This is a genomic window from Halorubrum sp. Eb13 (assembly GCF_002252895.1).
Taxonomy (GTDB): Archaea; Halobacteriota; Halobacteria; order Halobacteriales; family Haloferacaceae; genus Halorubrum.
Window position 1 is genome coordinate 1 of sequence record NZ_NHPE01000072.1, and the last position, 23,129, is coordinate 23,129.

The following is a 23,129-nucleotide window of genomic DNA, read 5'->3' on the forward strand; positions in this document are numbered from 1 at the left end:
CCTCCCCAGCCTCGTCGCTGGCGGCTGGTGCCGCCAGCGACTCCCTCGCACGGGCTCCTCGCGGCCGACCGGCCGCTCGGAGGCGCGCGCCACCCGCGTAGTTCATTTATAACCGAACTACGTCCACGCCGCCCCCGTTCCCGAACCCGTTTGACCGGCAACCCTGCTCCGGAACGGTAGACCTTTGCCGCCGCCGGTGTGAGCGGGCGTATGGTCTCGCTGGGACTGGTGGTGGCGCGGTTCAACGACTCCGTCACGGAGCCGATGGCCGAGGCCGCCCGCGAGGCGGCCGCCGACCGCGACGCCGTCGTCGTCGACGAACTGAGCGTGCCGGGCGCGTACGACAGCCCGCTGGCCGCCGACCGGCTCGCGCGCCGGGACGACGTCGACGCCGTGGCGGTTATCGGCGCCATCGTCACCGGCGACACCGACCACGACCACGTCATCGCGAGCGCGACCGCCGAGCAGCTCACGCGAGTGAGCCTCGACCGCGACACCCCCGTCACGTTCGGCGTGAGCGGCCCGGGGATGTCCGGCGCGGAGGCGCGCGAGCGCATCGATAAGGGCGCGGAGGCGGCCGAGGCCGCGATCGACCTCGCGACGGAGCTCGAATGAGCGCCGGAGACGACCCCCGACGGAACACACGACAATGAGCGAAGCATACGACTTCTCGGACCGGATCGGACGCGTAGAGCCCAGCGCGACGCTGGCGATATCGAACCTGGCGGCTGAAAAGGAGGCCGAAGGGGCCGACATCGTCGACCTCTCGGTCGGCGAGCCCGACTTCGACACCCCCGCGAACGTCGTCGAGGCCGGCAAGGACGCCCTCGACGCCGGCCACACGGGCTACACCTCCTCGAACGGGATCCCGGAGCTCCGGGAGGCGATCGCGGCGAAGCTCCGCGGCACCGGCATCGACGCCGACGCCGACGAGGTGATCGTCACGCCCGGCGGCAAGCAGGCGCTGTACGAGACGTTCCAGACCCTGATCGACGACGGCGACGAGGTCGTCCTGCTGGACCCCGCGTGGGTCTCCTACGAGGCGATGGCGAAGCTCGCCGGCGGCGACCTCTCCCGCGTCGACCTCGCTTCCCACGGCTTCCAGCTCGAACCCGCGCTCGACGACCTCGCCGAGGCGGTCTCCGACGACACCGAGCTGCTCGTCGTCAACTCCCCGTCGAACCCCACGGGCGCGGTCTTCTCCGAGGCCGCCCTGGAGGGCGTCCGGGACCTGGCCGTCGAACACGACATCGCCGTGATCTCCGACGAGATCTACGAGCGCATCATCTACGACGCCGAGCACGTCTCGCTGGCGAGCCTCGACGGGATGGCCGACCGCACGATAACGATCAACGGCTTCTCGAAGGCGTTCTCGATGACCGGCTGGCGGCTGGGCTACCTCCACGCGACCGAGGAGTTCGTCGGGCAGGCCGGCAAGCTCCACTCCCACTCCGTCTCCTGCGCGACGAACTTCGTCCAGCGCGCGGGCGTGGAGGCGCTGGAGAACGCCGACGAGTCCGTCGAGGAGATGCGGCGGGCGTTCGCCGACCGCCGCGACCTCCTCGTCGACCTGTTCGACGAGCACGGGGTCGACGTCGACGTCGGCGACGGCGCCTTCTACATGATGCTCCCCGTCGACGACGACGACCAGGCGTGGTGCGAGGCCGCCATCGAGGAGGCGTCGGTCGCGTGCGTACCGGGCAGCGCGTTCAACGCTCCCGGACACGCGCGGATCTCTTACGCCGCCAGCGAGGAGCGCCTGCGCGAGGCGGTCGACCGGCTCGTCTCGAACGACCTGTTATAAACGCGGTCGAGTTCCCGGCCGATTTGGTGACCGATCGACGGTCCCGCTCCGGTCGTGACTGCGGATCCGCCGTTAGCGGGAATCTGCGGTGCGTTTTTATCGCTGTTCCGCGAAGTTTCAATTGGGTGGTACGATGTACGACAATATACTGTACCCGACGGACGGGAGCACCGGGTCGGAAGCGGCGGCAGCGCACGTGGCGGAACTCGCGTCGGCGTTCGACGCGACCGTCCACGTCCTGCACGTCATCGACATGCGCGGGGGCGGGCTCGGCCTGAGCGGGGCGTTCCTCGAGGAGGAAAGCCAAGCGATGAGCGGGCGGTCGCCCGACGAGGGGTACATCGGGAGGCACGAGGACAGCCCCGACAGCGACGAGATCGAGGACGAGCTCACCGCTCAGGCGGAGGAGCTCGTCGAGAGCTCGGCCGGATCGCTCGACGGGATCGACATGACGACCGTCGTCGAAATGGGGACGCCGCACTCGGAGATCATCCGCTACGCCGACGAGCACGACATCGACCTCGTGGTGATGGGGACCCACGGTCGGACGGGTGTCGAGCGCTACCTGCTCGGCAGCGTCGCGGAGAAGGTGGTACGGATGGCGGACCAGCCGGTGGTGACCGTCCGGGCCGACGAGGACGAGTGACCGCGCGGGTCCCGTCTTCGCCGAGTCGAACGTCGCCGATGCGACGTTCCGAAACCCTTACTCCCGGTCCGGGACACCTCGACGTATGAGCGATACGTCCGAGTCGACGGATGACGCGGCCGCCGTCGACGCCGAGGAGGTCCGCCACGTCGCGGAGCTGGCCCGGGTTCGCCTCGCCGACGAGGAAGTCGAGGCGTTCGCCGCCCAGTTCGGCGACATCCTCGACTACTTCGAGGCCCTCGACGAGGTCCCCGAGACCGAGCGCGAGGAGGAGCTCGTCAACGTGATGCGCCCCGACGAGGTCGAGACGGGACTCTCCCAAGAGGAGGCGCTGTCGAACGCCGAAGAGACCGAGGACGGCTACTTCGTCGGCCCGAAGGTGTCGTAGATGGCGGCGGACTACAACGCCTTCATCACCGAGGCGACGATCGAGGGCGACGCCGACGCCGAGGGGCCGCTCGCGGACGCGACCGTCGCGGTCAAGGACAACATCTCCACCGAGGGGGTCCGAACGACCTGCGGCTCCGAGATGCTCGCCGACTACGTCCCGCCGTACTCCGCGACCGTCGTCGACCGGCTGACCGACGCCGGCGCGACGGTCGTCGGGAAGGCGAACATGGACGAGTTCGGGATGGGGACGACGACGGAGACGTCGGCGTTCGGCCCCACGCGGAACCCCGCGGACCCGGAGCGCGTCCCCGGCGGTTCCTCTGGCGGGTCGGCGGCGGCGGTCGCCGCGGGCGAGGCCGACCTCGCGCTCGGCTCCGACACCGGCGGGTCCGTGCGCTGTCCGGCGGCGTTCTGCGGCGTCGTCGGGATCAAGCCGACGTACGGGCTCGTCTCGCGGTACGGCCTCGTCGCGTACGCGAACTCCCTCGAACAGATCGGCCCGATCGCGGGCACGGTCGAAGAGGCGGCCGCCGCGCTGGACGTCATCGCCGGGCCGGACCCGAACGACGGCACGACCCGCGACCTCGCCGATGTCGAGGGCGCCGACCCGGACGCGAGCTACGCCGCGGCCGCCGACGGCGACGTCGACGGGCTCACGGTCGGGATCCCGACGGAGCTGTTCGAGGGCGCCGACGAGCGCGTCGTCGAGACGGTCGAGGCCGCGATCGCGGACCTCGAAGCCCGGGGGGCGGAGACGACCGAGATCTCGCTGCCGTCGGTCGAGCACGCGGTGCAGGCGTACTACGTGATCGCGATGGCAGAGGCGTCCTCGAACCTCGCGCGCTTCGACGGCGTGCGGTACGGGAACCGCGCCGAGTCGGACGGCAACTGGAACGAGTCGTTCGCGGAGACGCGCGAGGAGGGGTTCGGCGCGGAGGTCAAACGCCGGATCCTGCTCGGCACGTACGCGCTCTCGGCGGGCTACCACGACAAGTACTACGAGAAGGCGCAGGACGCACGCGCGTGGGTCCGGCAGGACTTCGAGGCGGCGTTCGACGACGTCGACGTGATCGCGTCGCCGACGATGCCGGTGCTCCCCTTCGAGCTCGGCGAGAGCCTCGACGACCCGCTGCGGATGTACCTCGCGGACGCGAACACGACCCCGGTCAACCTCGCGAACCTCCCGGCGGTTTCGGTGCCGGCCGGCGAGGCCGACGGGCTCCCGGTCGGCCTCCAGATCGTCGGCCCGAAGTTCGACGAGGAGACGGTGATCCGCGCCGCGAGCGCGGTCGAAGACGCCGAATAGCGGCCGCCGACTGCGACTCTTAACTCGCGTAAAACCGCGTTGAGCGTCTCGGCCGGTTATGTGCCTCGTACCCCTCGTCCCGAGCGCATCATGACCGAAACCGAATCGACGTCGACGGACGCGTTCGATCGCGACTCTGTTCGATCCGCCAGCCGGATCGCCATCGCGGCGCTCGCGCTGGTGGGCGTGCTGTCCCTGTTCACGCTGCTCCCGGGCGTCGGCCGCTTGGTTCCGCTGACGCCGGTCACGTTCGCCGCGGTCGCCAGCGCCGCGGTGACGGTCGCGGTCGTCGCCCTCCTCGCGTACGCCGCGCCGAAGGTCGCCTCGCTGACGCGCGCCGCCCTCCATCGGACCGACGCCGCGGAGCGCGTCGAGCGCATCGCCGAGAACGGCGGCGCGATGGCCTACTGGCTCGTCGTACTCGCCGCCGTGCTGGTCGCGCACCGCGGGCTCGCCGGCGCGATCGTCCCGCTGATCGACGGCTTCGCGTGGGCGTACGACGCCGCGTTCCTGATCGCGTCGTTCGTCCCGCTCGTCTTCGTCGTGGCGCGGCTGACCGTGACCGTCGATCCGCTCTCCGAGCACGTCGCCGACCGCGTGACGGGACCCGAATCGTCCGGCGCGGACGAGGACGCCGGCGCGGACGACTCCGAGACGACAGCGGGGTCCGCCGACGTCGACGAGTCGCCGGCCGGGACGGCCGAGGTCGACGCGACCGATTCGCGCACGCACTGGACCGAAGACCGCTGGAACGCCGACGAGGCCGCGCACGAGGGCGCCGACGCGGACGCGGACGCGTCCGACGACGAGCCGCCGACCTCCTGAGCGAGTCGACTGACCTCCTGAACGAGCCGCCGACCTCCCGACCGAGTCGACTGCCCCCGCCCCCCGTCCCGGACTGCGATCCGGAACGTCCATACCTGCCCCGGTGGAGGTGACTGTATGGCGCTGACCGACGAGGAGCGGAGCCGGCTCGCCGACATCGTCCGGCTCCAGCCGACGAAGAACGGCGAGCTGCAGGACGCGTGGGAGCTCGACAGCGGCAGCGAGGTGCACCAGTACCTGCAGAACCACCTCAAGGAGTACTACTACCGCGACGACGACAGCCTGATCCGGTCGACGGCCGAGGCGAACGACCTCGTCGACGTCGAGCCCGGAATCGAGGCGGACGCGGTCGCGAGGGGCGGCGCGCCGGAGACGATCCGCGTCCCGGAGCTTGTGGCGCAGGTGTTCGAGGTGATGGCCGACCCCGACGAGCGCTCGCAGTCGGTCGTCAGCGTGCTCAACGCGGTTCGGGAGGCGTTCGACGTCGACCCCGACGTCGACGAGGTGCGGCGTGCGCTCCGGACGCTCGAACGGAAGAACGTCGTCGAGGTCGTCTACCGGACCGTGCCGACGTTCAAGCTCGCCGTCGAGCGCGACGAGATCACGGTCGAAGTGAGCGAATAGTTGAGTTAGAAGGTAGCTGCCGGAGCGGAGATTGTCGAGGGAGGGGGAAATCGGGTCGCCTCGGTCGCCGGCTTATAAATATCCAAACCGTGTTCGGCTGAGAACGCTTCCGAAGCCCCAGCCGCTCGCTTATAAGTGATTGATTTCGGATCGCCGGTGACTACCTCCGGAGCCCCAGCCGCGAGGAGCACGCACGCTCGCTGCGTTCCTCAGTCACTCACTTCGTTCGCTCCTTGCGGTACTTGCGTCGCCTGCGTGCTCCTCGCGGCTGCCCCTTTGAGTCCACCCGCACAGCGACCGCACCTCACGCCTCCCCAGCCTCGGCGGCCGGCCCGGCGCGGGCGGAGCCGCGCCGGCCCGCCGCCTCCCTCGCGCTCGGTTCGCGCCCGGTGGGGCGCTCACCGGAGCGCGCCGCCGCATACCGTTTATAACCAATTACTGAACGCGCTATCGAGACTCCCCCGCGTCACATCCCCATGTCGGCGGCGGCGTCGGGGACCGGCAGGTCGTTGACGGCGACGCCGAGCAGCTCCGCGGCGTGGTCCAGCGCCATGTCGAACCCGTAGTACCGCTCCAGCTCGTCGCCGTTCGGCCCCGGGCGAACCTTCAGCATCGCGTAGCCGTCGACGTTCTGCGCGACGGTCGCCTCGGCGCCGTCGGCGGAGAACGTGAGCAGCCGCTCGCCGTCGGTCTCCTCGTAGCGCGCCGCGACCCCGTTCGCTTCGGCCTCGCTGGACTCGCTCTCGGTCGACTCCGCTCCGGCCTCCCCGTCGGCCGTCGTGTCGCTCATACCACCGGTAGGGGCCGGTCCCTGTCGTATCTGTCGGTCGTCGGGACCCGACCTCGGCACCGCGCGGCGCCGCCTACCGCGGGTCCCAGCCGTGGAACTCGTCGCCCGGCTCCAGTTCGAGGTCGAACGCCTCGATCATCCCGCCGAGCCCGGCGTACCCCTGCGCGAGCGCGGCGATGCCGACCACGGTCTCGTCGTCGTACGCGGCGGCGACCTCGCCGTGGGCGATCGCGTCGACCTCGCGGCGGACGACCGCGACCGCGTACTCGACCAGCGTCGTCTCGTCGGCGTCGAGGTCGGTCAGGTCGTCGGTTCCGATCCCGGCGATGACGTCGTCGCCGATCCCGACGCCGCGGGCGATGTTGACGTGCTGGTGCCACTCGTAGCGGTTGCGCGTCTCGCTCGCGGCGGCGAGGATGACGAGCTCGCGGTCCCGGTCCGAGAGGCCGCTGTCGGTCCACAGCGAGCCGAGGAACGAGCGCAGTCCGGCGAGCACCTCCGGGTTGTTGCCGAGCGACCGATAGACGTGGAGCGGTTTCCCCTGGAGCGACGACTCCAGCAGCTCCTCGTACTCCTCGGGCACGTCCGACGCGTCGACGTATGGTACGCGGGCCATGCCGGGGCCTCGCCGCCGACCGGCATAGCTGTGGGTGTCCCGGACGACCCCGCCGGATCGATCCGGGATGGCAAGGTTAAGGGACGCCACGCGCGTATCGCTGCCAATGAGTACCGAGGTGTCGCGGCGGCGGGCGTGGGTGATCGCCGCGCGGCCGCAGACGCTGCCCGCGGCGGCGGCGCCCGTGATCGTCGGCGTCGGGCTCGCCCTCCGAACGGGCGCGTTCGCCCCGCTCCCGGCGCTCGCGGCGTTCGTCGGCGCGGCGCTGATCCAGGTCGGCACCAACTTCGCGAACGACTACTACGACGCCATCCAGGGGGCCGACACGGACGACCGCGAGGGGTTCACCCGCGTCGTCGCCAGCGGCCTCATCGAACCGGCCGAAGTGAAGCGGGCGATGTGGCTGACGTTCGCGGCCGCGATCCTCGTCGGCACCTACCTCGTCGCCGTCGGCGGCGTCCCGATCCTCGTGATCGGACTGGCGTCCGTCGCCGCCGGGATCGCCTACACCGGCGGCCCGTACCCCCTCGGCTACCACGGCCTCGGCGACCTCTTCGTCTTCGTCTTCTTCGGCGTGATCGCCGTCACGGGCACCTACTACGTGCAGGCCGCCGCGCTCGTCGGCGAGGCGTTCCCGCTGTGGATTCCCCAGGATACGGTCACCCTCGCCGCCGTCGTCGCCAGCCTCCCGATCGCCGCGCTCTCGACGAACATCCTCGTCGTCAACAACGTCCGCGACCTGGAGGAGGACGCGGCGACCGGCAAGCGCACCCTCGCGGTCCGGTTCGGCTACCGGTTCTCGCGCGTCCAGTACGTCGGGCTGCTCGCGCTCGCCTACCTCACCCCCTTCTGGTTCCTCGCCCGCGGGGACGGCCCCACGGTGCTGCTCCCGCTCGTCACGCTCCCGCTCGCGGCCGCCGTCGCGCGCACCGTCCTGACCGAGACCTCGGGCGACGCGCTCAACCCGGCGCTGGAGTCGACCGGAAAGCTCCTCGCGGCCTACGCGGTCGCGTTCGCGGTCGGCCTCGCGCTCTGACCGATGCGGCTCCGCCCCTTCTCGCTCGACCTGACGAGCCCGCTCGGCACCGCCCGCGGCGCCATCACGGAGCGCGAGGGGTTCCTCGTCGGCGTGGGGCCGGACGACCGGGCCGGAATCTCGGTCCCGGGACTCGGCGAGGCCGCCCCGCTCCCGGGCTGGACCGAGTCGCGGTCGGCGTGCGAGTCGGCCCTGCGCGGCGTCGCGGACGACGGCGGTGCCCTCGTCGACGACGCGCTCGACCGCCTCGACCCGGGAGCCACGCCCGCGGCCCGTCACGGGCTCGCGCTCGCGCTCGCGGACGCCGCGGCGAGAGGCGAGGGGCGGTCGCTGGCCGCGCGGCTCGCGGCCGATCGCGGGCTCCCGACGCCGACCGAGACGGTCCCGGTCAACGCCACGGTCGGCGACGGCGACCCCCAGACGACCGCCGCGGCGGCCGCCCGAGCCGTCGCGGAGGGGTTCGACTGCGTGAAGGTGAAGGTCGGCGCGCGCGCCCTCGACGCCGACGTCGAACGTCTCCGCGCGGTGCGGGAGGCGCTCGGCGACGACGTCGCGCTCCGGGCCGACGCGAACGGCGCGTGGGACCGGTCGACCGCCCGAGAGGCGCTCGACCGCTTCGCGCCGCTGAACCTCGCCTACGTCGAGCAGCCGCTCCCCGCCGAGGACCTCGCCGGCGCGGCGGCCCTCAGGAGCGGTCGAGAGGGTCGAGAGGACAGAGAGGCCCGAGACGACCGAGAAGACCGAGAAGACCGAGACGACCGCGCCGGCGACGACGCCGACGCTCCGGTCCCGATCGCGCTCGACGAGTCGCTGGCTCGTCGCGACCTCGACGCCGTCCTGGACGCCGGCGCGGCCGATGTAGTCGTCCTGAAGCCGATGGCGCTCGGCGGGCCGGACCGCGCGCTGGCGGCGGCGGCGACCGCCCGGGCCGCGGGTGTCGAGCCCGTGATCACCACCACGATCGACGCGGTCGTCGCGCGGACCGCCGCGGTCCACGTCGCGGCCGCGGTCCCCGAGGTCGCCCCCTGTGGGCTCGCCACGGCCTCGCTGCTCGACGAGGACCTCGCGCCGGACCCCTGCCCGGTCGCCGACGGCGAGGTGGCGGTTCCGGACGCCCCCGGTCTCGCCGGCGACGCCTTCGACGGGCTTCGCTGAGATGCGGCCTCCCGGTAGCGACTACCGCTCGACGACTTCGATGACTCCCTCCATGTCCCGCGTCTGGTGGGGCGTACAGACGTACTCGTACGTGCCCGGCGTCGCGAACTCGCGCTCGAAGGTGTGGCCCTCGGCCGCGGCGAGCCCGGAGTCGAAGGCGCCGCCCCTGTCGACGACGTTGTGACTGCCGCCGACGCCGGTCCACTCCCAGACGACCGTCGTGCCGGCGTCGACCCGGACCGCCGCGGGCGCGAACGAGAAGCCGCCGTCCGCCCCCACCGCGACCGCGACGCTCTCCTCGCCGGTCCGATCGACCGGGGCCGCGTCGTCGCCCCCGCCGTCGCCTCCCGGGAGTAACGCCCCGGTACACCCCGCGAGTCCGGCGGCAGCGGCGGCGCCGACGCCCGCGAGCAGCTCTCGTCGCGTTCGCGTGTTCATGGCGGTTCGAAGGGCCGAACGGTATAAAACGTCCCGAGAGCGACGCTCCGAGAGCGACGAGGGAAAGGGGCTTGTACGGCCGCAGCCGAAGGGTCGAGTATGAGCGAGTGGACAGACGCGATCGTCGGCGACCGCATGACCGTCGACAACCAGTTCACGGACCGAGTGTCGGCCTCGCGGTTCTCCAGCCAGGAGTGGGGCCTGATCATGACGGCGACGGAGCTCGAGATCGAGGATGCCGCCGACCCCGAGGAGGCCCGCATCGTCGCCGACACCTCCAGCCTCCCGGCGATCATGCCGGAACTCGAGAACGTCCGGTCGCAGGTCGCCGCGATGGGCGGAGCGCCGGACCGGGGGGACGGCGGCGGCTCCGGCGGCGGCCTCGTCGACTCGATCAAGGGCGCGCTCGGCCTCGGCGGCTCGGGAGGCGGCGGCGGTAGCGACGAGGAGCTCGCCGCCGCCGAACAGCTCGTCCAGGAGTACGCCGACGAGCTGCAAGCGCACCTGGAAGACAACGGGAAGTGGGAACAGGTCAGGCTCGCGTATCAGGAGTAACCGGACGGCCGCGACCGACGAGGCTCTCTGTCGTTATTCTAGTCGCCGCTGCGGAACAGCGTCAGCCCCTCGGCCTCGTAGATGTTGATCAATTCCCTGACAATCTCGTCGTACTCCTCGTCGTCGACCCGGAGCGCGTCGAGGCGCTCGACCGTCTCCTCGTCTAGGTGGATCTGAGGCATACGCGCCGATTCGTCGGCTACGTAATAAAAATCCTCGGTGAGTTCGGACGAGCTGAGACCGCCGGCCGTCAGTCCGGCCGACGTTCCTCAGCCAGACTGCCCGATGTCGCTCCCTCGGACGCGTCCTCCGCGAGGGCTCGGCGAGCCATTCGCTCGACGTCCGCCTCGGAGAGGTCGTCGCTCGGAAGCAGGAGGCGATCGTTGAAACGGACGATCGAATCGTCCTGTTCGAGCATCGCGAGGAGCTGTGAGGAGTCGACAGCGGGACCGTTGGTCCGCGTCGTTCCGACCAGCTCGCTCAGCTCGTCGAACCCCTCGAACAGCTGCGTTTGCTCGATTCCGATCCGATCCTGGAGAGAGAGCACCGATCCGCGTTCGAACCGATGCGAAGTCGGCGACTCCGACCGCACCGTGTTCACTTGCATCGCCGACACGCTGTTGGACGCCACCGGGACGCCGGGATCGCCGACGCAGCGGATCCGAGTCTCGTCTGCGAGACCGGACAGCGAAACGCTCGCGGTCATCGATGTCCCCGCCGCTAACAGGGCCACGACCGACCTGAGGGCCGTGGAAGACGGCGGTCCCGCGACGGCGACGGAACCGAGCCCCCCGTTCTCGACGGCGGCGAGTCCGCCGTCGACGCCGTCGGTCCCCTCGAAGACCGTCAGCGCCGGCGCGCCGTCGAGATCGGCGACCGCGACCGTGTCGTCGGCCGCGGCGACCGCGCCGTCCGCGACCGGGAGCGCGCAGTACGCGACGTCGACGTCGGGGTCCGAGAGCACGGTCCCGACCGCCTCCGCGTCGGGTTCGTCGAGCACTTCCCACTCCCCGACGCCATCGGGGACCGCCGGCTCCGAAAGCGCGCGACGGGTCCTCGTCGCGCGCTCAGCAGAGCCGACCAGCGCGACGAACCGGACATCGCCGCTGGCGGTCGTTTCCCGACGGAGCCGGTTCTCGTAGCTCGCCGGCGTCAACACCGACGTCCCCGCCGGAAGCGGGTCGTCGTCCGGGCTCGGGGTTCCACCCGCCGGAGCGAGCCACGGCGAGGTCGCGAGCGCGTCCGGCGCTCCGGAATCGGCGGGCTCGGCCGTGCCGCGCACCCGAACCGGCGCCAGCACGTGCGCGAGGTGGGGAAGCAGTTCGGCGCCGGTCGGATTCGGCCGGAGCACCGCCTCGGTCGGCCAGTCGGGCGCGTACGGCGCGACGGTCTCCGCATCCACTTCGAGGTACTCCATCAGCCGCTCGCTCATCGACAGGTCCGCGAGCTTCGGCGGGTAGAAGGGGAGCTCCGAGCCGACCAGCTCGTACTCGTACCGGTCGGACGGGACGTACCCCTCGGTCCGGGTGAGCGTATCGAGGAAGAACCACGTCCGAAGCAGCTCCGCGGCCCGCTCTTCGAGCGCGACCCCCTCGGTCGGCAGCGATTCGATGTAGCCGTTTGCGAGCCGGATCGCGGGCGCGTTTCCGGTCACCATCCGCGCCCCGAGGTAGTACGACAGCGTCGAGAGCCGGTAGACGTCCGCGTAGTCGGGGCGGACGACGACCTCGACGCCGGTGTCGGGAGGGACCAACGGGCTCGGGATGTCGAGCGCGTCGCCGCGCTCGATCCGCGGCGGGTAGCCGCGGAGCGTCGGCCACGACCGCTCGGCGGAGAACTCCTTGATCGACGAGCCGAGCACCGAGACCGCCTCCGCCAGCGCGGCCGGGTCGTCGGGGACCGTGATCGTCGCCTCGGGGCGGGTGTGAAGCGACCGCGCGCCGACCGTGACGGTGACCGATCGGTCGAACTCGAGGTCGACCGCCCCGGAGTCGGCCATGCCGGTCGTCGAGACCGCCACGTCGGTCGCGCGGATCAGCGCCTTGGCCACCCCGCTGACGTCGAAGCAGTACGACCCTCGTCGGAGCTCCATCGGGTCGTCGAGCCGCGCGACGAACTCGCCGTCCGCCCTGCGCACGGTCACCGCCGAGTAGTCGGGAACCGAGATTGACCCCGCCTCAAAGCTGACCGCTCTGTCGACCGGAAACGGGAACAGCTCCGTGAGCGCGGGCTCCGGATCGGGTTCGGTGTCCGACACGAGCCGGAGCTCCTCACCCTCCAACGCGTCGCGAACGCAGAGCGTCTCACCCCGCGTCTCGAGGCGTACTCGTTCTCCGATCGCGTCGTCTCTCACTACCAATTGATAAACCGACAACAGTTATCAGGTTATCGGTGCTTCTCTGAATTCGGCATCTCTCGGCCGCAACAAAGGCATTTCACCGCCTCGTGTTAACAGGAGTGACAGCAATTTTAACACCGCCCGGCCGCGACGCATCGCCATGAACGACGCCGCGGCGGCCGCTCTCGCCGATGCGTTCCCGGAGCGGTCGGTCGAGCGCCTGACCGGCGTCGGCCCCTCGTGGAACGGGGCCAACGAGACGGTCGGGGTCGCCTTCGCGGACGGCGGTCGGGCGTTCTGCAAGGTCGCGGTCGACGGCGACGGCACCCGGATCGCCCGCGAGCTGGCAGTCCTGCGTTACCTGGCCGCCGAGCGGCCGATCGCGGTCCCGGACGTCCTCGCCGGTGACCCGGACGCGACGGTGCCGTACCTCGTCACCGCGCCCGCTCCCGGACGCGAGCTCCTCGACCTGTGGGACGAGCTCGGGGAACGAGAGGGCGGTGAGGCCGACCGCGCGGCGTTGCTCCGGCGCGTCGGCGCGACGCTCGCGACCCTCCACGCCGAGCGGTTCGAGACGCACGGCGAGATCGTCGGGAGCGACGGGCGGGGCGGGCTCGCGCTCGATCCCGCGCCGTGGCCGGACGTGCTTTTAAAAACGATCGAGCGAACCCGCGAGATCGGCACGTCGGAGCGGCTCGGCCACCACTACGACGCCGTCGTCGACTGCGTCGAGGCGAACCGCGACCGCCTCCGCGACGCCCCCGCGGCGCTCCTCCACGGCGACGTCGCGATGCCGAACCTGTTCGTCGTCGGCGCCGGGACCGGACGCGACCGCGAGGCCGAGGTAGACGACGGGATCGCTCCGATCGACTGGGAGCTCGCCCACGTCGGCGATCCCGCCCGCGACCTCGTCAGGGCGGAGGACCAGCTCCTCAACGGGTTCGACGAGCGGGGGCCCGAGCGGTACGCGGCGGCGCTCCGCGCCGGGTACGCCGAGTGCGCCGACGGGCTCCCGGCGGGATTCGCGGCCCGGAGGCCTATTTACGAGGTCGTCCGGATGCTCGGCCGCTCGGGGTTCGTCGACCAGTGGACGACGTACGTCGACGAGCCGATGGCCGACCTCGTCGACCGGGCGGAGGCGGAGATGGAGGCGCGGTTGGAGGCGGTGTGAGGGCCGTCGTTCGGGGGGGATCTGCCGCCCCTCAGCGGTTCCACGCCGCGTCGTCGGGGTCGATCCGTCGGTCGCCCCGCTCCAGCCCGTCGACGGCGTCGAGGACGGACGGATCGATCTCGGCGTCGACGGCGTCGAGGTTCTCGGCGACGTGGTCGCCCGTCGCCTTCGGGATCGGCGTGACATCTCGAGCGAGCGCCCACGCGAGCGCGAGGACGGCCGGCGAGCGATCGGCCCGGTCGGCGATCGCGAGGAACTCCTCGTCGTCGAACAGGTCGCCGCGGGCCAGCGGCGAGTAGCCGACGAGCCGGTGGTCGAACTCGGCGGCGAGCCCGCGCAGTTCGGCCTGCTGAAACCGCGGGTGACACTCGACTTGGTGGGCGGCGATCGGCGCGTCGAGGATCTCGCGGGCCTCGCGGAGCAGTTCGGGGGTGAAGTTCGAGACGCCGACGTGGTCGGTGAGCCCCGCGTCGCGAAGCTCGTCGAAGACCGGCAGCGTCGCGGCGGCGTCGTACGCGCGGATCGGCCAGTGGACGTACAGCAGGTCGACGCGGTCGAGCCCGAGGCGGTCGAGGCTCTCGCGGGCCGTCTCGCGGACGTCCTCGGGAGCGAGGTTCTCGGGGTGGACCTTCGTGGCGACGACGACCTCGTCGCGCTCGACGTCGGCCGCGGCGATCCCCTCGCCGACCGCGGCCTCGTTGTCGTACATCTGGGCGGTGTCGACGTGGCGGTACCCCGCCTCCAGGGCGGCGGTCACGGTGGCGGTGCACTCCGCGGGGTCGTCGAGCCCCGACGTGCCGAGGCCGAGCGGGAGTTCCAGTGGCGGCATGTCGCCCGATTCCGACCCCGGATTCATAAGGGCGCGCTCACCGGAACGGATCGCGGGCTTCCGGCTGGCTTCCCGCGATCGATCGCGGGGCCGGAGCGGTCTTTTCACCGCGCTGGAAACCGCTCGGCGTTATATGAGTCCCGGAGCGCCTAGCTTCGCACATGAGCACCGGGATTCACGCCGAACTCGCCCTCTCCTCCTGTGACGGCTGTCCCGTCGCGGCCCTCTCGGCCAGCACGCCGGTCGAGGAGGTACGGGTCGACTCGACCGACGACCGCGTCGAGTTCGTCGCCGCCGATCCGCCCGACGACCCGCCGACCGGGCTCGACCTCGTCGAGTTCGGCGGCCGAGCGCACGGTCGGTACGAGATCGAGTGCGAGCGTCCGGCCACCGACGGCGGGGTCCATCTCGGGGCGCCGAACTCCGAGGAGGCCCCGCGCTCGGAGCCCTCCTCGCTCGACCCCTCGCCGACCGATCCCGACGGCGGGATCTGTGCGGGCTGTTCCTGCGGCGGGCTCCCGGCGGCGTTCGCGAACTTCCCGGTGTCGCCGCGCCGGACCGAAATGGTCGACGGCGAGATCCGGGTCTCGTTCGTCCTGAGCGGCCACGAGGAACTGCGGGCGATCGTCGACGAGTGCGAGGCGGTCGGCCTCGACGTCGAGCTCCGTCGGCTCTGCGTCGACCGCGCTCGCGGCGACGGGGACGAGTATTGCCCCGACGTGGTCCCCGTCGACCTCGCGGGCGTGACCGACAGGCAGGCCGAGATCGCGACGGTCGCCGCCGAGAAGGGGTACTTCGAGACCGGCGGCGCCTCCGCCGCCGACGTCGCGGCGGAGTTCGACCTCGCGAAGTCCACGGTGTCGGAACACCTCCGGACCGTGACGGCGGCGCTCTTTTCGCAGACGTTCGGGACCGGCGACGGTACTTAAACCTCCGAACTGTTCGCCGACAGCTACCCCCGGGGTTAGAGCGTACTGATCAGTAGCGGAGTCGAACCGACCGGTTCGGCTCCGACCACCCATGACCCAGTGGACACAGCTCGGACCGCGGGAACGCGAGCTCCTCGCAGTCCTGCGGCGCGCCGACGAACCCCTCGCCGCTCGCGACCTGCACGACGCGGTCGCGGACCGCGGCGACGACGTCGCGTACACGACGGTGAAGCGGACCGTCGACCGGCTCGTCGAGAAGGGGCTCGTCGACCGCGGCGCGGAGCGGCGCCGGGGGACGACGCGACACCGCTACCGCTTCGACGCCGAGGCCGCCCGCGACCGGCTCGTCCCGCAGATCGAAGCCGAGCTGCGGGCGGTCCTCGGCGATCGGGCGGTCGAGCGGATCGCGGTCCGAACGGACTCCGACGGCGACGGCGGAGCGGACGGCAGCGCCGACGCCACCACCAGACAATGACTTCCCAACCCAACGCCAGCGACGAGCCGACGGCACGAGCCGACGAACAGCGCGACGAGACGCCCGCGGACGCGGGCGAGACGGGACCGGCGGACGGACCGGACGCGGCCGACGGCGAGCCCGAGATCGTCGACGGGCGGACGATCGAGCACCTGCTCACCGACCACGAGCGCGACATCGCCTCGACCGCGGAGGGGACGGACGCGACCGCGGCGAAGCGGCCGAGCCTCGACCTGCCGCGCTTGGAGCTCGGGCGGCGCGACTTCATGAAGGCCGGCGCCGCCGTCGGGGCCATGAGCGGCCTCGCGGGCTGTACGAGTATCCTCGCGGACGAGGACGACGACTCCGGCGGCGCGGCCGGGAGCGGCGAGCACTCCGTCGCGCCCGGCGAGCACGACGAGTACTACGGCTTCCTCTCCGGCGGCCACACGGGCGAGATCCGCGTCGTCGGCCTCCCGTCGATGCGCGAGCTGATGCGGATCCCGGTGTTCCAGACGGAGAGCGCGCGCGGCTACGGTCACGACGCGAAGTCGAGCCGGATGCTTGAGGAGGAGGGCGACGGCCACGTGTGGGGGGACACCCACCACCCGCGCGTCTCGCAGACCGACAACGACTACGACGGCCGCTGGCTGTTCGTCAACGACAAGGCCAACGGGCGGATGGCCCGGGTCGACCTGGAGTACTTCGAGACGGACGCGATCACGAACGTCCCGAACTGTCAGGGCGTCCACGGCGCCTGTATGCAGCTGCCGGACACGCAGCTCGTCTTCGGCGTCGGCGAGTTCCGCGTCCCCATGCCGAACGACGGCCGGGACGTGCAGAGCCCGGACGAGTACGGCTCCGTCATCACCGCCATCGACCCCGAGACGATGGACGTCGAGTGGCAGGTCGAGGTCGACGGCAACATGGACAACGGGGACGGCGGCAAGGAGGGCCGCTGGTTCTTCGCCACCGGCTACAACAGCGAGGAGGGGACCACCGAGGGCGAGATGGCCCGCTCCGACCGCGACTACGTGAAGGCGTTCGACATCCCCGCGATCTGGGACGCCGTCGAGAGCGGCCAGTACGAGGAGATCAGCGGCGTGCCCGTCGTCGACGGGACGAAGGACAGCCCGCTGAACGAGGGCGACCGCCCGATCGTCCGCTACGTCGCGACGCCGAAGAGCCCGCACGGGGTCAGCGTGACGCCGAACGGGAAGTACGCCATCGCCTCCGGAAAGCTCGACCCGAGCTGTACCGTCATCGACATCGAGGCCATCGCCGAGGTCGACGACCCGCAGGACGCCATCGTGGGCCAGCCCCGTATCGGGATGGGGCCGCTCCACACCGCCTACGACGGGCGGGGCCACGCGTACACGACGACGTTCATCGACAGCGAGGTGGTCAAGTGGGACTACGAGGCCGCCGTCGAGGCCGAGGCCGGCTCCGAGGAGCCGGTCGTCGACCGCCACGACGTCCACTACAACCCCGGCCACCTCATCGCCGCGGAGTCGTACACGGCGTCGCCGCAGGGCGACTACCTCGTCTCGCTGAACAAGCTCTCGAAGGACCGGTTCCTGCCGGTGGGGCCGATCCACCCGGAGAACGACCAGCTGTTCCACATCGGCGACGACGACGCCGGGATGCAGCTGGTGAAGGACAAGCCGTCGTACCCCGAGCCGCACGACGCCAGCATCGTCCACAAGGACAAGATCGACCCCGCGAAGACGTGGGACCCGGACGACTACGAGCTGGAGTACGTCGCCGAGGGCGAGGAGTCCTTCGAGCGGGTCGACGACAGCACCGTCGAGATCGAGATGTGGGCGCGCCGCAACGAGTACGCGTTCCCGGAGGTCACGCTCCGGGAGGGCGACGAGGTCCGCCTCAAGATCTCGAACATCGAGACCACGAGCGACGTGATCCACTCGATCGCGATCCCGGAGTACGACATCAACCTCGCGCTGGCGCCGCAGGACACCCGCGAGGTGACGTTCACCGCCGACCAGCCGGGCGTGTTCTGGGCGTACTGCGCGTACTTCTGTAGCGCGCTCCACCTGGAGATGCGCTCGCGGATCCTCGTCGAGCCGTCCGCGTAGGGACCGAACAGCCACTCGACCACACCCCGACCCACCACCCCCCACCCTATGACACCCGCACTCGACCGACTGACCGAACTCAGACGGGCGCTGCCGCTGACGGCGGCGGTCCTGTTCGTCGCCGCGCTCGCGGTGCCCGTCTGGGAGATCGCCTTCGAGGCGCCCCAGTACCCGGACGGGCTCCTCGTGGAGCTGTACGCCTACCCGCGGCTCGGCGGCGACTTCGCCGAGGTGCAGGCGCTGAACCACTACGTCGGGTTCTACTACCCGGACCCGGTGTTCGTCGACCCGAACTACGCGGTCCACCCGGACGCGATCGCCGCGCCGGAGTGGATCCTCGGGCCGGTCCTGTTCCTCGCGGTGGCGGCCGCGGGGGTCTTCGTGGCGGTCGCGCCGACCGAGCGCAAGCTCCGCTACGGCCTCCTCGGCCAGCTCGTCGGGGCGACCGTGGCGTTCGTCGGCACGTTCGCGATCGTCCAGTACCGCCTGTACCAGGCGGGCCACGCGCTCGGGGAGGACGCGCCGGTCGTCGGCGTCGCGGAGTTCACCCCGCCGCTGTTGGGCGGCTACGAGATCGCCAACATCAGCGGGGTGGCGTGGTTCGGTCACGGGGGGTACATGACGGGACTGGGGTTCCTCCTGCTGGTCGCGGCGTACCTGCTCCGCGACTCGCAGGTCACCGTCGGCGAGGCCGCGGAGCGGCTCCGCGACCGCCTCGGGGGCGGGAGCGACGGCGACGGCCCCGACCGAGACCGGTCGAGCGACGAGCCGCCTGCGACCACCGACGAGCCCGGCGCGGAGGTGAACTGATGACCCGACGCCCGTCGGTCGCCGGCCTCGTCTCGGCGCGCGCGGTCTTCGTGGCCGCCGCCGTCGTGCTCGCGGCCGTCCTCGGCGGCGTCGCCGCGGCGGCGGGGGGTGGCGCCGTGTCCGGCGACGCGAGCGGGACCGAGGCGGCCAACGGCACCGACGGGCTCGTCGTCGACCCGCCGACGTACGACCCGGCGCGGCCGACGGCGACGGGGACCGCGACGGTCGTGAGCGACGGCGGAGGAAACGCGACCGACGGCGAGAACGCGACCGCCGGGACGTACGAGAGCCTGACCGCCGCGGTCGACGCCGCGGAGCCCGGAGACGCGGTCGAGCTCTCCGGCGTCTTCGAGCCGACGGAGCCGGTCGTCGTCGACGAGCCGAACGTGACGGTCCGGGCGAGCGAGACTCACGGAGCCCTGGTCGACGGGCGCGGCGAGGACAGCGTCGTCGTGTTGGAGGCGCCGAACGCCGCGATCGAGGGCGTCTGGATCCACGACACCGGCGAGGACCTCGAGTCGCAAGACGCCGGGGTGTACGTCGCCGGGAACGCCTCCGGGGCGACGCTCTCGGAGCTCTACCTCACCGACGCCGCCTTCGGCGTCTGGGTGAACGGCGCGGACGAGGTGACGGTCGCCGACTCGCGGATCGAGGGCACCGAGGCGCCGCGGTTCGCGAACCGCGGCAACGGGATCAACCTCTGGGAGACCGAGGGGAGCGAGATCCGCGACACCGAGATCACCGACGTGCGCGACGGGATCTACTACTCGTGGGCCTCCGACGTCGAGGCGACCGGGAACACGCTGTGGGACCTGCGCTACGGCGTCCACTACATGTACTCAGACGACAACCGGATCGCGGACAACGTCGCCTTCGAGAACGACGTGGGGTACGCGCTGATGGTCAGCGACTCCATCGAGGTCGTGAACAACACCGCGGTTGCGAACCGCGGGCAGAGCGGCCACGGGATCCTGCTCAAGGAGATCGACCGCAGCGTCGTCCGCGACAACCGCCTCGTCGCCAACGACGACGGGATCTTCCTCTACAACGCCCAGCACAACGAGGTCCGGGGGAACCTCCTGTACGCCAACGGGGTCGGGGTCCACCACTCCGCCGGGACCTCGGAGACGACCGTCGCCGGCAACGGGTTCGTCGAGAACGAGGAGCCGGTGTTGACGACGACCCGCGACCTCGTCGCCTGGAACGGCTCCGACCGGGGCAACTACTGGTCGGACGCCCGCGTCGCCGACGCCGACGGCGACGGCATAAGCGACACGCGGCATCGGCCGGCCGGCGCGGCCCAGCGGCTCGTGCAGGAGCACCCCGCCGCAGCGGTCTTCGCGGACGGCCCGGCGTTCGACGCAATCCGGCTGGTCGAGAGCCGGTTCCCCGCGGTCGAGACCGCCGGGGTCGTCGACCACCGCCCGCTCGCCGACCCCGTCCACGACGTCGAGCCGTATCGCCCGTACGCGGCGGCCGTCGACGCGACCGTCGAGTACGACTCGGACCCGGGAGACGACCACCACCAGCGGCACCAGTAACCATGCGCATCGATATTAAGCACGTTCACAAGCGGTACGGCGACGTCGAGGCCCTCGCCGGGCTCGACCTCACGGTCGAATCGGGCGACGCGTACGGCCTCGTGGGAACCAACGGCGCCGGCAAGTCCACGCTGTTCGGGCTGATCGCCGGCCGCGAGCGCCCCGACGCGGGGACCGTCTCGGTCGGCGGCCGCGAGGTCGGCGAGATCGGGTGGCGGATCCGCGAGGCGATCGGAATCTTACCCGAGGAGCCCGGCTTTCCGCCGGGCGAGACGGGGCGCGAGACCCTGCGCTTCCACGCCGACGTCCGCGGAGTCGGGTCGGGCCCGGAGGACGCCGCCGAGCGCATCGCCGGCGCGGCCGCGACGGTCGGGCTCGCCGAGGCGATCGACCGCCCCATCGACGGCTACTCGAAGGGGATGCGCCGCCGGCTCGGGCTGGCGGCCGCGCTCCTCGCGAATCCGGCGGTGCTCCTGCTCGACGAGCCGACCGCGGGGCTCGACCCGAACGGCGTCGCCGCGCTCCGCGAGGTCCTGACCCGCGTGCGTGACGAGACGGGTGTGACACTGCTCATGGCGACCCACGCGCTGCGGGAGGCCGAGCGCGTCTGCGACCGCGTCGGCGTCCTCGACGACGGGCGGCTGGTCGCGGAGGGGACGCCCGACGGGCTCGCCGCCGACCACGAGGCCGGTCTCGAAGGCGCCTTCGTCTCGCTCACCGGGGGTGGTCGAGATGCCTGAGCGCGGGCGCGGAGCCGCGCCCGAGGACGGCGAGGCGCCCGACGCCGACACGGCGTCTGACTCGGACCCGGCCCCGGACGGCGGCGTCGTCGTCGACGGCTCGACCGCCGCCTCGCGGACGGACGCTTCCGCGGAGGCGACGGAGAGGGAGACGGAGACCGCGGACGAGACCGCGACCGACGCCGAGGGGATCTCCGTTCCCCTCCCGCGTCCCGGGATCGTCCTCCGGATCGCTCGCCGCGAGACCCGGCTGACCGCCCGCCGGGGGTGGGCCGTCGCGCTGACGGTCGTGTTCGCCGCGTTCGGGCTCCTGCTGGCGACGTTCAGCGGGTCGAGCGTGGCGCCGACCGGCTACGAGCCGGTCGTCGCGAGCTACGTCGAACTGGCGACGTACCTCGTCCCGCTGGCCGCGCTGGCGTTCGGTCACAGCGCGATCGTCGGCGCGGCGGAGCGCGGGCGCCTCGGGGTCGTGTTGACGCTGCCCGTTTCGCGGGTCGAAACCGCGATCGGCGTGTACGCCGGGCGGGCCGCGGTGCTCTCGGCGTCGGTCGTCGTCGGCTTCGGCGTCCCCGGGCTGCTCCTCTTGCGGGGGTTCGGGCTCGCCGGCTGGCCGACGTTCGCGTGGTTCCTGTTCGCGACGGTCGCCGTCGCCGTCGCGCTCCTCGGGCTGGGGGTGGCGATCTCCGCGGTCGCGCCGACCTCGACGGTCGCGCTCGCGGGCGCCCTGCTCGTCTGGGCGTGGTTCGCCCTAGTCCACGACCTGCTCGCGCTCGGCGTGCTGGCCGCGCTCGACGGCGCGGGGCGGTTCGTCGCCGTCGCGGTGGCCGCGAACCCGGTCTCGACGTACCGGCTGCTCGCGCTCGCCCCGACCGACGCCGGCGGTGCGGGGCTCGCGGCCGCGCTCGACGGCAGCGGTCTCTCGGTCGGCGTGCTCGTGGCCGTCCTGCTCGGGTGGGTCGCGGTCGCGACGGGCGTCGCCGCGGTGGCGCTCCGCTCGAAGCGGAAATAAAACGCCCCGCGTGTCTTTTGAACCCATCCGTCTCGTCGAGCCGCCGCTACGTGACTAAGTTCCAGGCCGCGTCGGTCACGCGCTGCCGTCGGCGGCGTCGGTCACGCGCTGTCGTTAGCGCCGTCGGTCACGCGCTCTCGTTGGCGCCGTCGGCTGAACCGCTGATCCTCCGGGCCGTCTCGACCCACTCGTGGTCCGGGAACGGCTCCGGACGGACGGCGTAGGTGTACCGGGGTTCGCCCTCGGCGTCGAGCGCGAGGTCGAACGCGTAGATGATCCCGTCCTCGACGCCGAGCTCGAGGGAGGCCTCGACGGCCGGGGTGGCCCGCGAGTCCTCGGGCTCCGCGTCCGAGAGCCGGTACGCGACGACGGGGACGCCGTGGTGCGTCGCCGTGCCGACCGCCTCCCAGCCGTACGGCTCGACCATCTCCGTGTGTCGGCCGATGTTCGTGGGAGCGATCTGACCGTACTGCGGGTCGTACCGGTAGTACGCGTCGGTCGCGTCGTGATACGTGAACTGCGGGTCCGACTCCCACTCGTCGCGCGGCTGGTGGTCCGGCAGTCCGTCGGCGGGCTGGACGTACGCGTACGCGTCGCCGTTTCGGTAGTCCTTCGCGCCGTACCACAGCTCGGAGATCACCTCTCCGGTGGACGAGTTCACGTAGTAGTCGCCTTCGACGCGGCGACGGTCGGGCGGCTCGTCGAAGACGATCGCGTACGAGTCCCAGTGGTCCCTCGGCGCGTGCAACGGCGTCTCGTCGTCCGACTCGAGCGTCGTGAAGTCGATACCGTCCGGTCCCGCACCGTCGGGGTACTCCTCCGGGAGCTCCGACTGCCCGTTCGATCCCGACTCGTCGGCTCCCCGTATCCCGTCGGTACAGCCGGCGAGGCACGAGACTCCGACTCCGAGTGCTGAGAGGAGGGCACGGCGTTCCATGCCGGAGATATTGTCGTATCAATGAAATATCTTCCGGACCGCGGCCGCGGGCCGCCGGCTCGCGGGCGAACCGGCCGGCTCCCGGCGCGG

Annotated in this window: 25 protein-coding genes; 18 read left to right on the forward strand and 7 right to left on the reverse strand. The window is 71.6% G+C overall.

The genetic code is table 11. From position 1 onward, the window contains the following. Positions 1-210 precede the first annotated feature (210 nt). The 7 genes from ribH to DJ75_RS08205 all read left to right on the forward strand — a co-directional run bounded on the left by ribH (position 211) and on the right by DJ75_RS08205 (position 5,595). Complete coding sequence (gene ribH, locus DJ75_RS08175; protein ID WP_094524008.1) at positions 211-615, forward strand: 6,7-dimethyl-8-ribityllumazine synthase; 405 nt, start codon at positions 211-213, stop codon at positions 613-615. A gap of 34 nt (positions 616-649) precedes the next feature. After that, positions 650-1,804, forward strand: coding sequence for a pyridoxal phosphate-dependent aminotransferase (locus tag DJ75_RS08180; protein ID WP_094524009.1), 1,155 nt, complete (start codon positions 650-652; stop codon positions 1,802-1,804). A 133-nt stretch (positions 1,805-1,937) separates the two neighbouring features. After that, positions 1,938-2,450, forward strand: a complete 513-nt coding sequence (locus DJ75_RS08185) for a universal stress protein (protein WP_094524010.1) — start codon at positions 1,938-1,940, stop codon at positions 2,448-2,450. An 85-nt stretch (positions 2,451-2,535) separates the two neighbouring features. Then, on the forward strand, positions 2,536-2,838 hold the full coding sequence (gatC, locus tag DJ75_RS08190) for an Asp-tRNA(Asn)/Glu-tRNA(Gln) amidotransferase subunit GatC (RefSeq protein WP_094524011.1): 303 nt from the start codon (positions 2,536-2,538) through the stop codon (positions 2,836-2,838). Then, entirely contained in the window at positions 2,839-4,146 is a 1,308-nt protein-coding gene (gene gatA / locus DJ75_RS08195) for an Asp-tRNA(Asn)/Glu-tRNA(Gln) amidotransferase subunit GatA (protein ID WP_094524012.1), read from the forward strand. It abuts the gene before it with no gap. A gap of 90 nt (positions 4,147-4,236) precedes the next feature. Next, positions 4,237-4,971, forward strand: coding sequence for a hypothetical protein (locus DJ75_RS08200; RefSeq protein ID WP_254921912.1), 735 nt, complete (start codon positions 4,237-4,239; stop codon positions 4,969-4,971). 117 nt (positions 4,972-5,088) lie between these two features. After that, positions 5,089-5,595, forward strand: a complete 507-nt coding sequence (locus DJ75_RS08205; RefSeq protein WP_094524013.1) for a DUF5797 family protein — start codon at positions 5,089-5,091, stop codon at positions 5,593-5,595. A 466-nt stretch (positions 5,596-6,061) separates the two neighbouring features. Here DJ75_RS08205 and DJ75_RS08210 read toward each other — a convergent pair whose 3' ends face one another. Both DJ75_RS08210 and DJ75_RS08215 read right to left on the reverse strand, forming a co-directional pair. Beyond that, complete coding sequence (locus DJ75_RS08210; protein ID WP_094524014.1) at positions 6,062-6,385, reverse strand: hypothetical protein; 324 nt, start codon at positions 6,383-6,385, stop codon at positions 6,062-6,064. Between the two features lie 73 nt (positions 6,386-6,458). After that, a complete protein-coding gene (locus tag DJ75_RS08215) occupies positions 6,459-7,001 on the reverse strand; it encodes a carboxymuconolactone decarboxylase family protein (protein ID WP_094524015.1) in 543 nt (180 codons plus the stop codon). 106 nt (positions 7,002-7,107) lie between these two features. Between DJ75_RS08215 and DJ75_RS08220 the strand changes: the two genes are divergently transcribed. Beyond that, positions 7,108-8,037, forward strand: a complete 930-nt coding sequence (locus tag DJ75_RS08220; RefSeq protein WP_094524016.1) for a 1,4-dihydroxy-2-naphthoate polyprenyltransferase — start codon at positions 7,108-7,110, stop codon at positions 8,035-8,037. Between the two features lie 3 nt (positions 8,038-8,040). After that, positions 8,041-9,192, forward strand: coding sequence for a mandelate racemase/muconate lactonizing enzyme family protein (locus tag DJ75_RS08225; protein WP_094524017.1), 1,152 nt, complete (start codon positions 8,041-8,043; stop codon positions 9,190-9,192). Positions 9,193-9,213: 21 nt separating this feature from the next. Here DJ75_RS08225 and DJ75_RS08230 read toward each other — a convergent pair whose 3' ends face one another. Then, complete coding sequence (locus DJ75_RS08230) at positions 9,214-9,630, reverse strand: halocyanin domain-containing protein (protein WP_094524018.1); 417 nt, start codon at positions 9,628-9,630, stop codon at positions 9,214-9,216. Positions 9,631-9,729: 99 nt separating this feature from the next. On the opposite strand from DJ75_RS08230, the gene DJ75_RS08235 reads away from it, so the two are divergent. Next, positions 9,730-10,185 carry a DUF5799 family protein gene (locus tag DJ75_RS08235; protein ID WP_094524019.1) on the forward strand — a complete coding sequence of 152 codons (456 nt, stop codon included), beginning with the start codon at positions 9,730-9,732 and terminating at the stop codon, positions 10,183-10,185. A gap of 38 nt (positions 10,186-10,223) precedes the next feature. Here DJ75_RS08235 and DJ75_RS18605 read toward each other — a convergent pair whose 3' ends face one another. Beyond that, positions 10,224-10,367: a hypothetical protein gene (locus DJ75_RS18605; protein ID WP_170938366.1), complete on the reverse strand. Its 144-nt coding sequence runs from the start codon at positions 10,365-10,367 to the stop codon at positions 10,224-10,226. Between the two features lie 68 nt (positions 10,368-10,435). After that, positions 10,436-12,538: a hypothetical protein gene (locus DJ75_RS08240; protein WP_094524020.1), complete on the reverse strand. Its 2,103-nt coding sequence runs from the start codon at positions 12,536-12,538 to the stop codon at positions 10,436-10,438. Positions 12,539-12,683: 145 nt separating this feature from the next. On the opposite strand from DJ75_RS08240, the gene DJ75_RS08245 reads away from it, so the two are divergent. Then, positions 12,684-13,694, forward strand: a complete 1,011-nt coding sequence (locus DJ75_RS08245; RefSeq protein ID WP_094524021.1) for a phosphotransferase family protein — start codon at positions 12,684-12,686, stop codon at positions 13,692-13,694. A gap of 31 nt (positions 13,695-13,725) precedes the next feature. Here DJ75_RS08245 and DJ75_RS08250 read toward each other — a convergent pair whose 3' ends face one another. Beyond that, positions 13,726-14,523: an aldo/keto reductase gene (locus tag DJ75_RS08250; protein WP_094524022.1), complete on the reverse strand. Its 798-nt coding sequence runs from the start codon at positions 14,521-14,523 to the stop codon at positions 13,726-13,728. 161 nt (positions 14,524-14,684) lie between these two features. Between DJ75_RS08250 and DJ75_RS08255 the strand changes: the two genes are divergently transcribed. From DJ75_RS08255 to DJ75_RS08285, 7 genes are all read left to right on the forward strand, one after another. Continuing rightward, positions 14,685-15,452, forward strand: coding sequence for a helix-turn-helix domain-containing protein (locus tag DJ75_RS08255; protein ID WP_094524023.1), 768 nt, complete (start codon positions 14,685-14,687; stop codon positions 15,450-15,452). A 91-nt stretch (positions 15,453-15,543) separates the two neighbouring features. After that, complete coding sequence (locus tag DJ75_RS08260) at positions 15,544-15,927, forward strand: BlaI/MecI/CopY family transcriptional regulator (protein WP_094524024.1); 384 nt, start codon at positions 15,544-15,546, stop codon at positions 15,925-15,927. Further along, the gene (nosZ, locus tag DJ75_RS08265; RefSeq protein WP_094524025.1) at positions 15,924-18,002 is read left to right on the forward strand and encodes a TAT-dependent nitrous-oxide reductase; all 2,079 of its coding nucleotides are present in this window, start codon (positions 15,924-15,926) and stop codon (positions 18,000-18,002) included. The genes DJ75_RS08260 and nosZ overlap by 4 nt, the downstream gene beginning before the upstream one ends. Positions 18,003-18,050: 48 nt before the next feature. Next, complete coding sequence (locus DJ75_RS08270) at positions 18,051-18,812, forward strand: hypothetical protein (protein WP_094524026.1); 762 nt, start codon at positions 18,051-18,053, stop codon at positions 18,810-18,812. Beyond that, positions 18,812-20,353: a nitrous oxide reductase family maturation protein NosD gene (nosD, locus tag DJ75_RS08275; protein ID WP_094524027.1), complete on the forward strand. Its 1,542-nt coding sequence runs from the start codon at positions 18,812-18,814 to the stop codon at positions 20,351-20,353. Before DJ75_RS08270 ends, nosD begins: the two co-directional genes overlap by 1 nt. 2 nt (positions 20,354-20,355) lie before the next feature. Then, on the forward strand, positions 20,356-21,093 hold the full coding sequence (locus tag DJ75_RS08280; protein WP_094524028.1) for an ABC transporter ATP-binding protein: 738 nt from the start codon (positions 20,356-20,358) through the stop codon (positions 21,091-21,093). Further along, positions 21,086-22,102, forward strand: coding sequence for an ABC transporter permease subunit (locus tag DJ75_RS08285; protein ID WP_094524029.1), 1,017 nt, complete (start codon positions 21,086-21,088; stop codon positions 22,100-22,102). Before DJ75_RS08280 ends, DJ75_RS08285 begins: the two co-directional genes overlap by 8 nt. Positions 22,103-22,229: 127 nt before the next feature. On the opposite strand, the gene DJ75_RS08290 is transcribed toward DJ75_RS08285, so the two are convergent. Further along, entirely contained in the window at positions 22,230-23,039 is an 810-nt protein-coding gene (locus DJ75_RS08290; protein WP_094524030.1) for a hypothetical protein, read from the reverse strand. Positions 23,040-23,129: the final 90 nt, after the last annotated feature.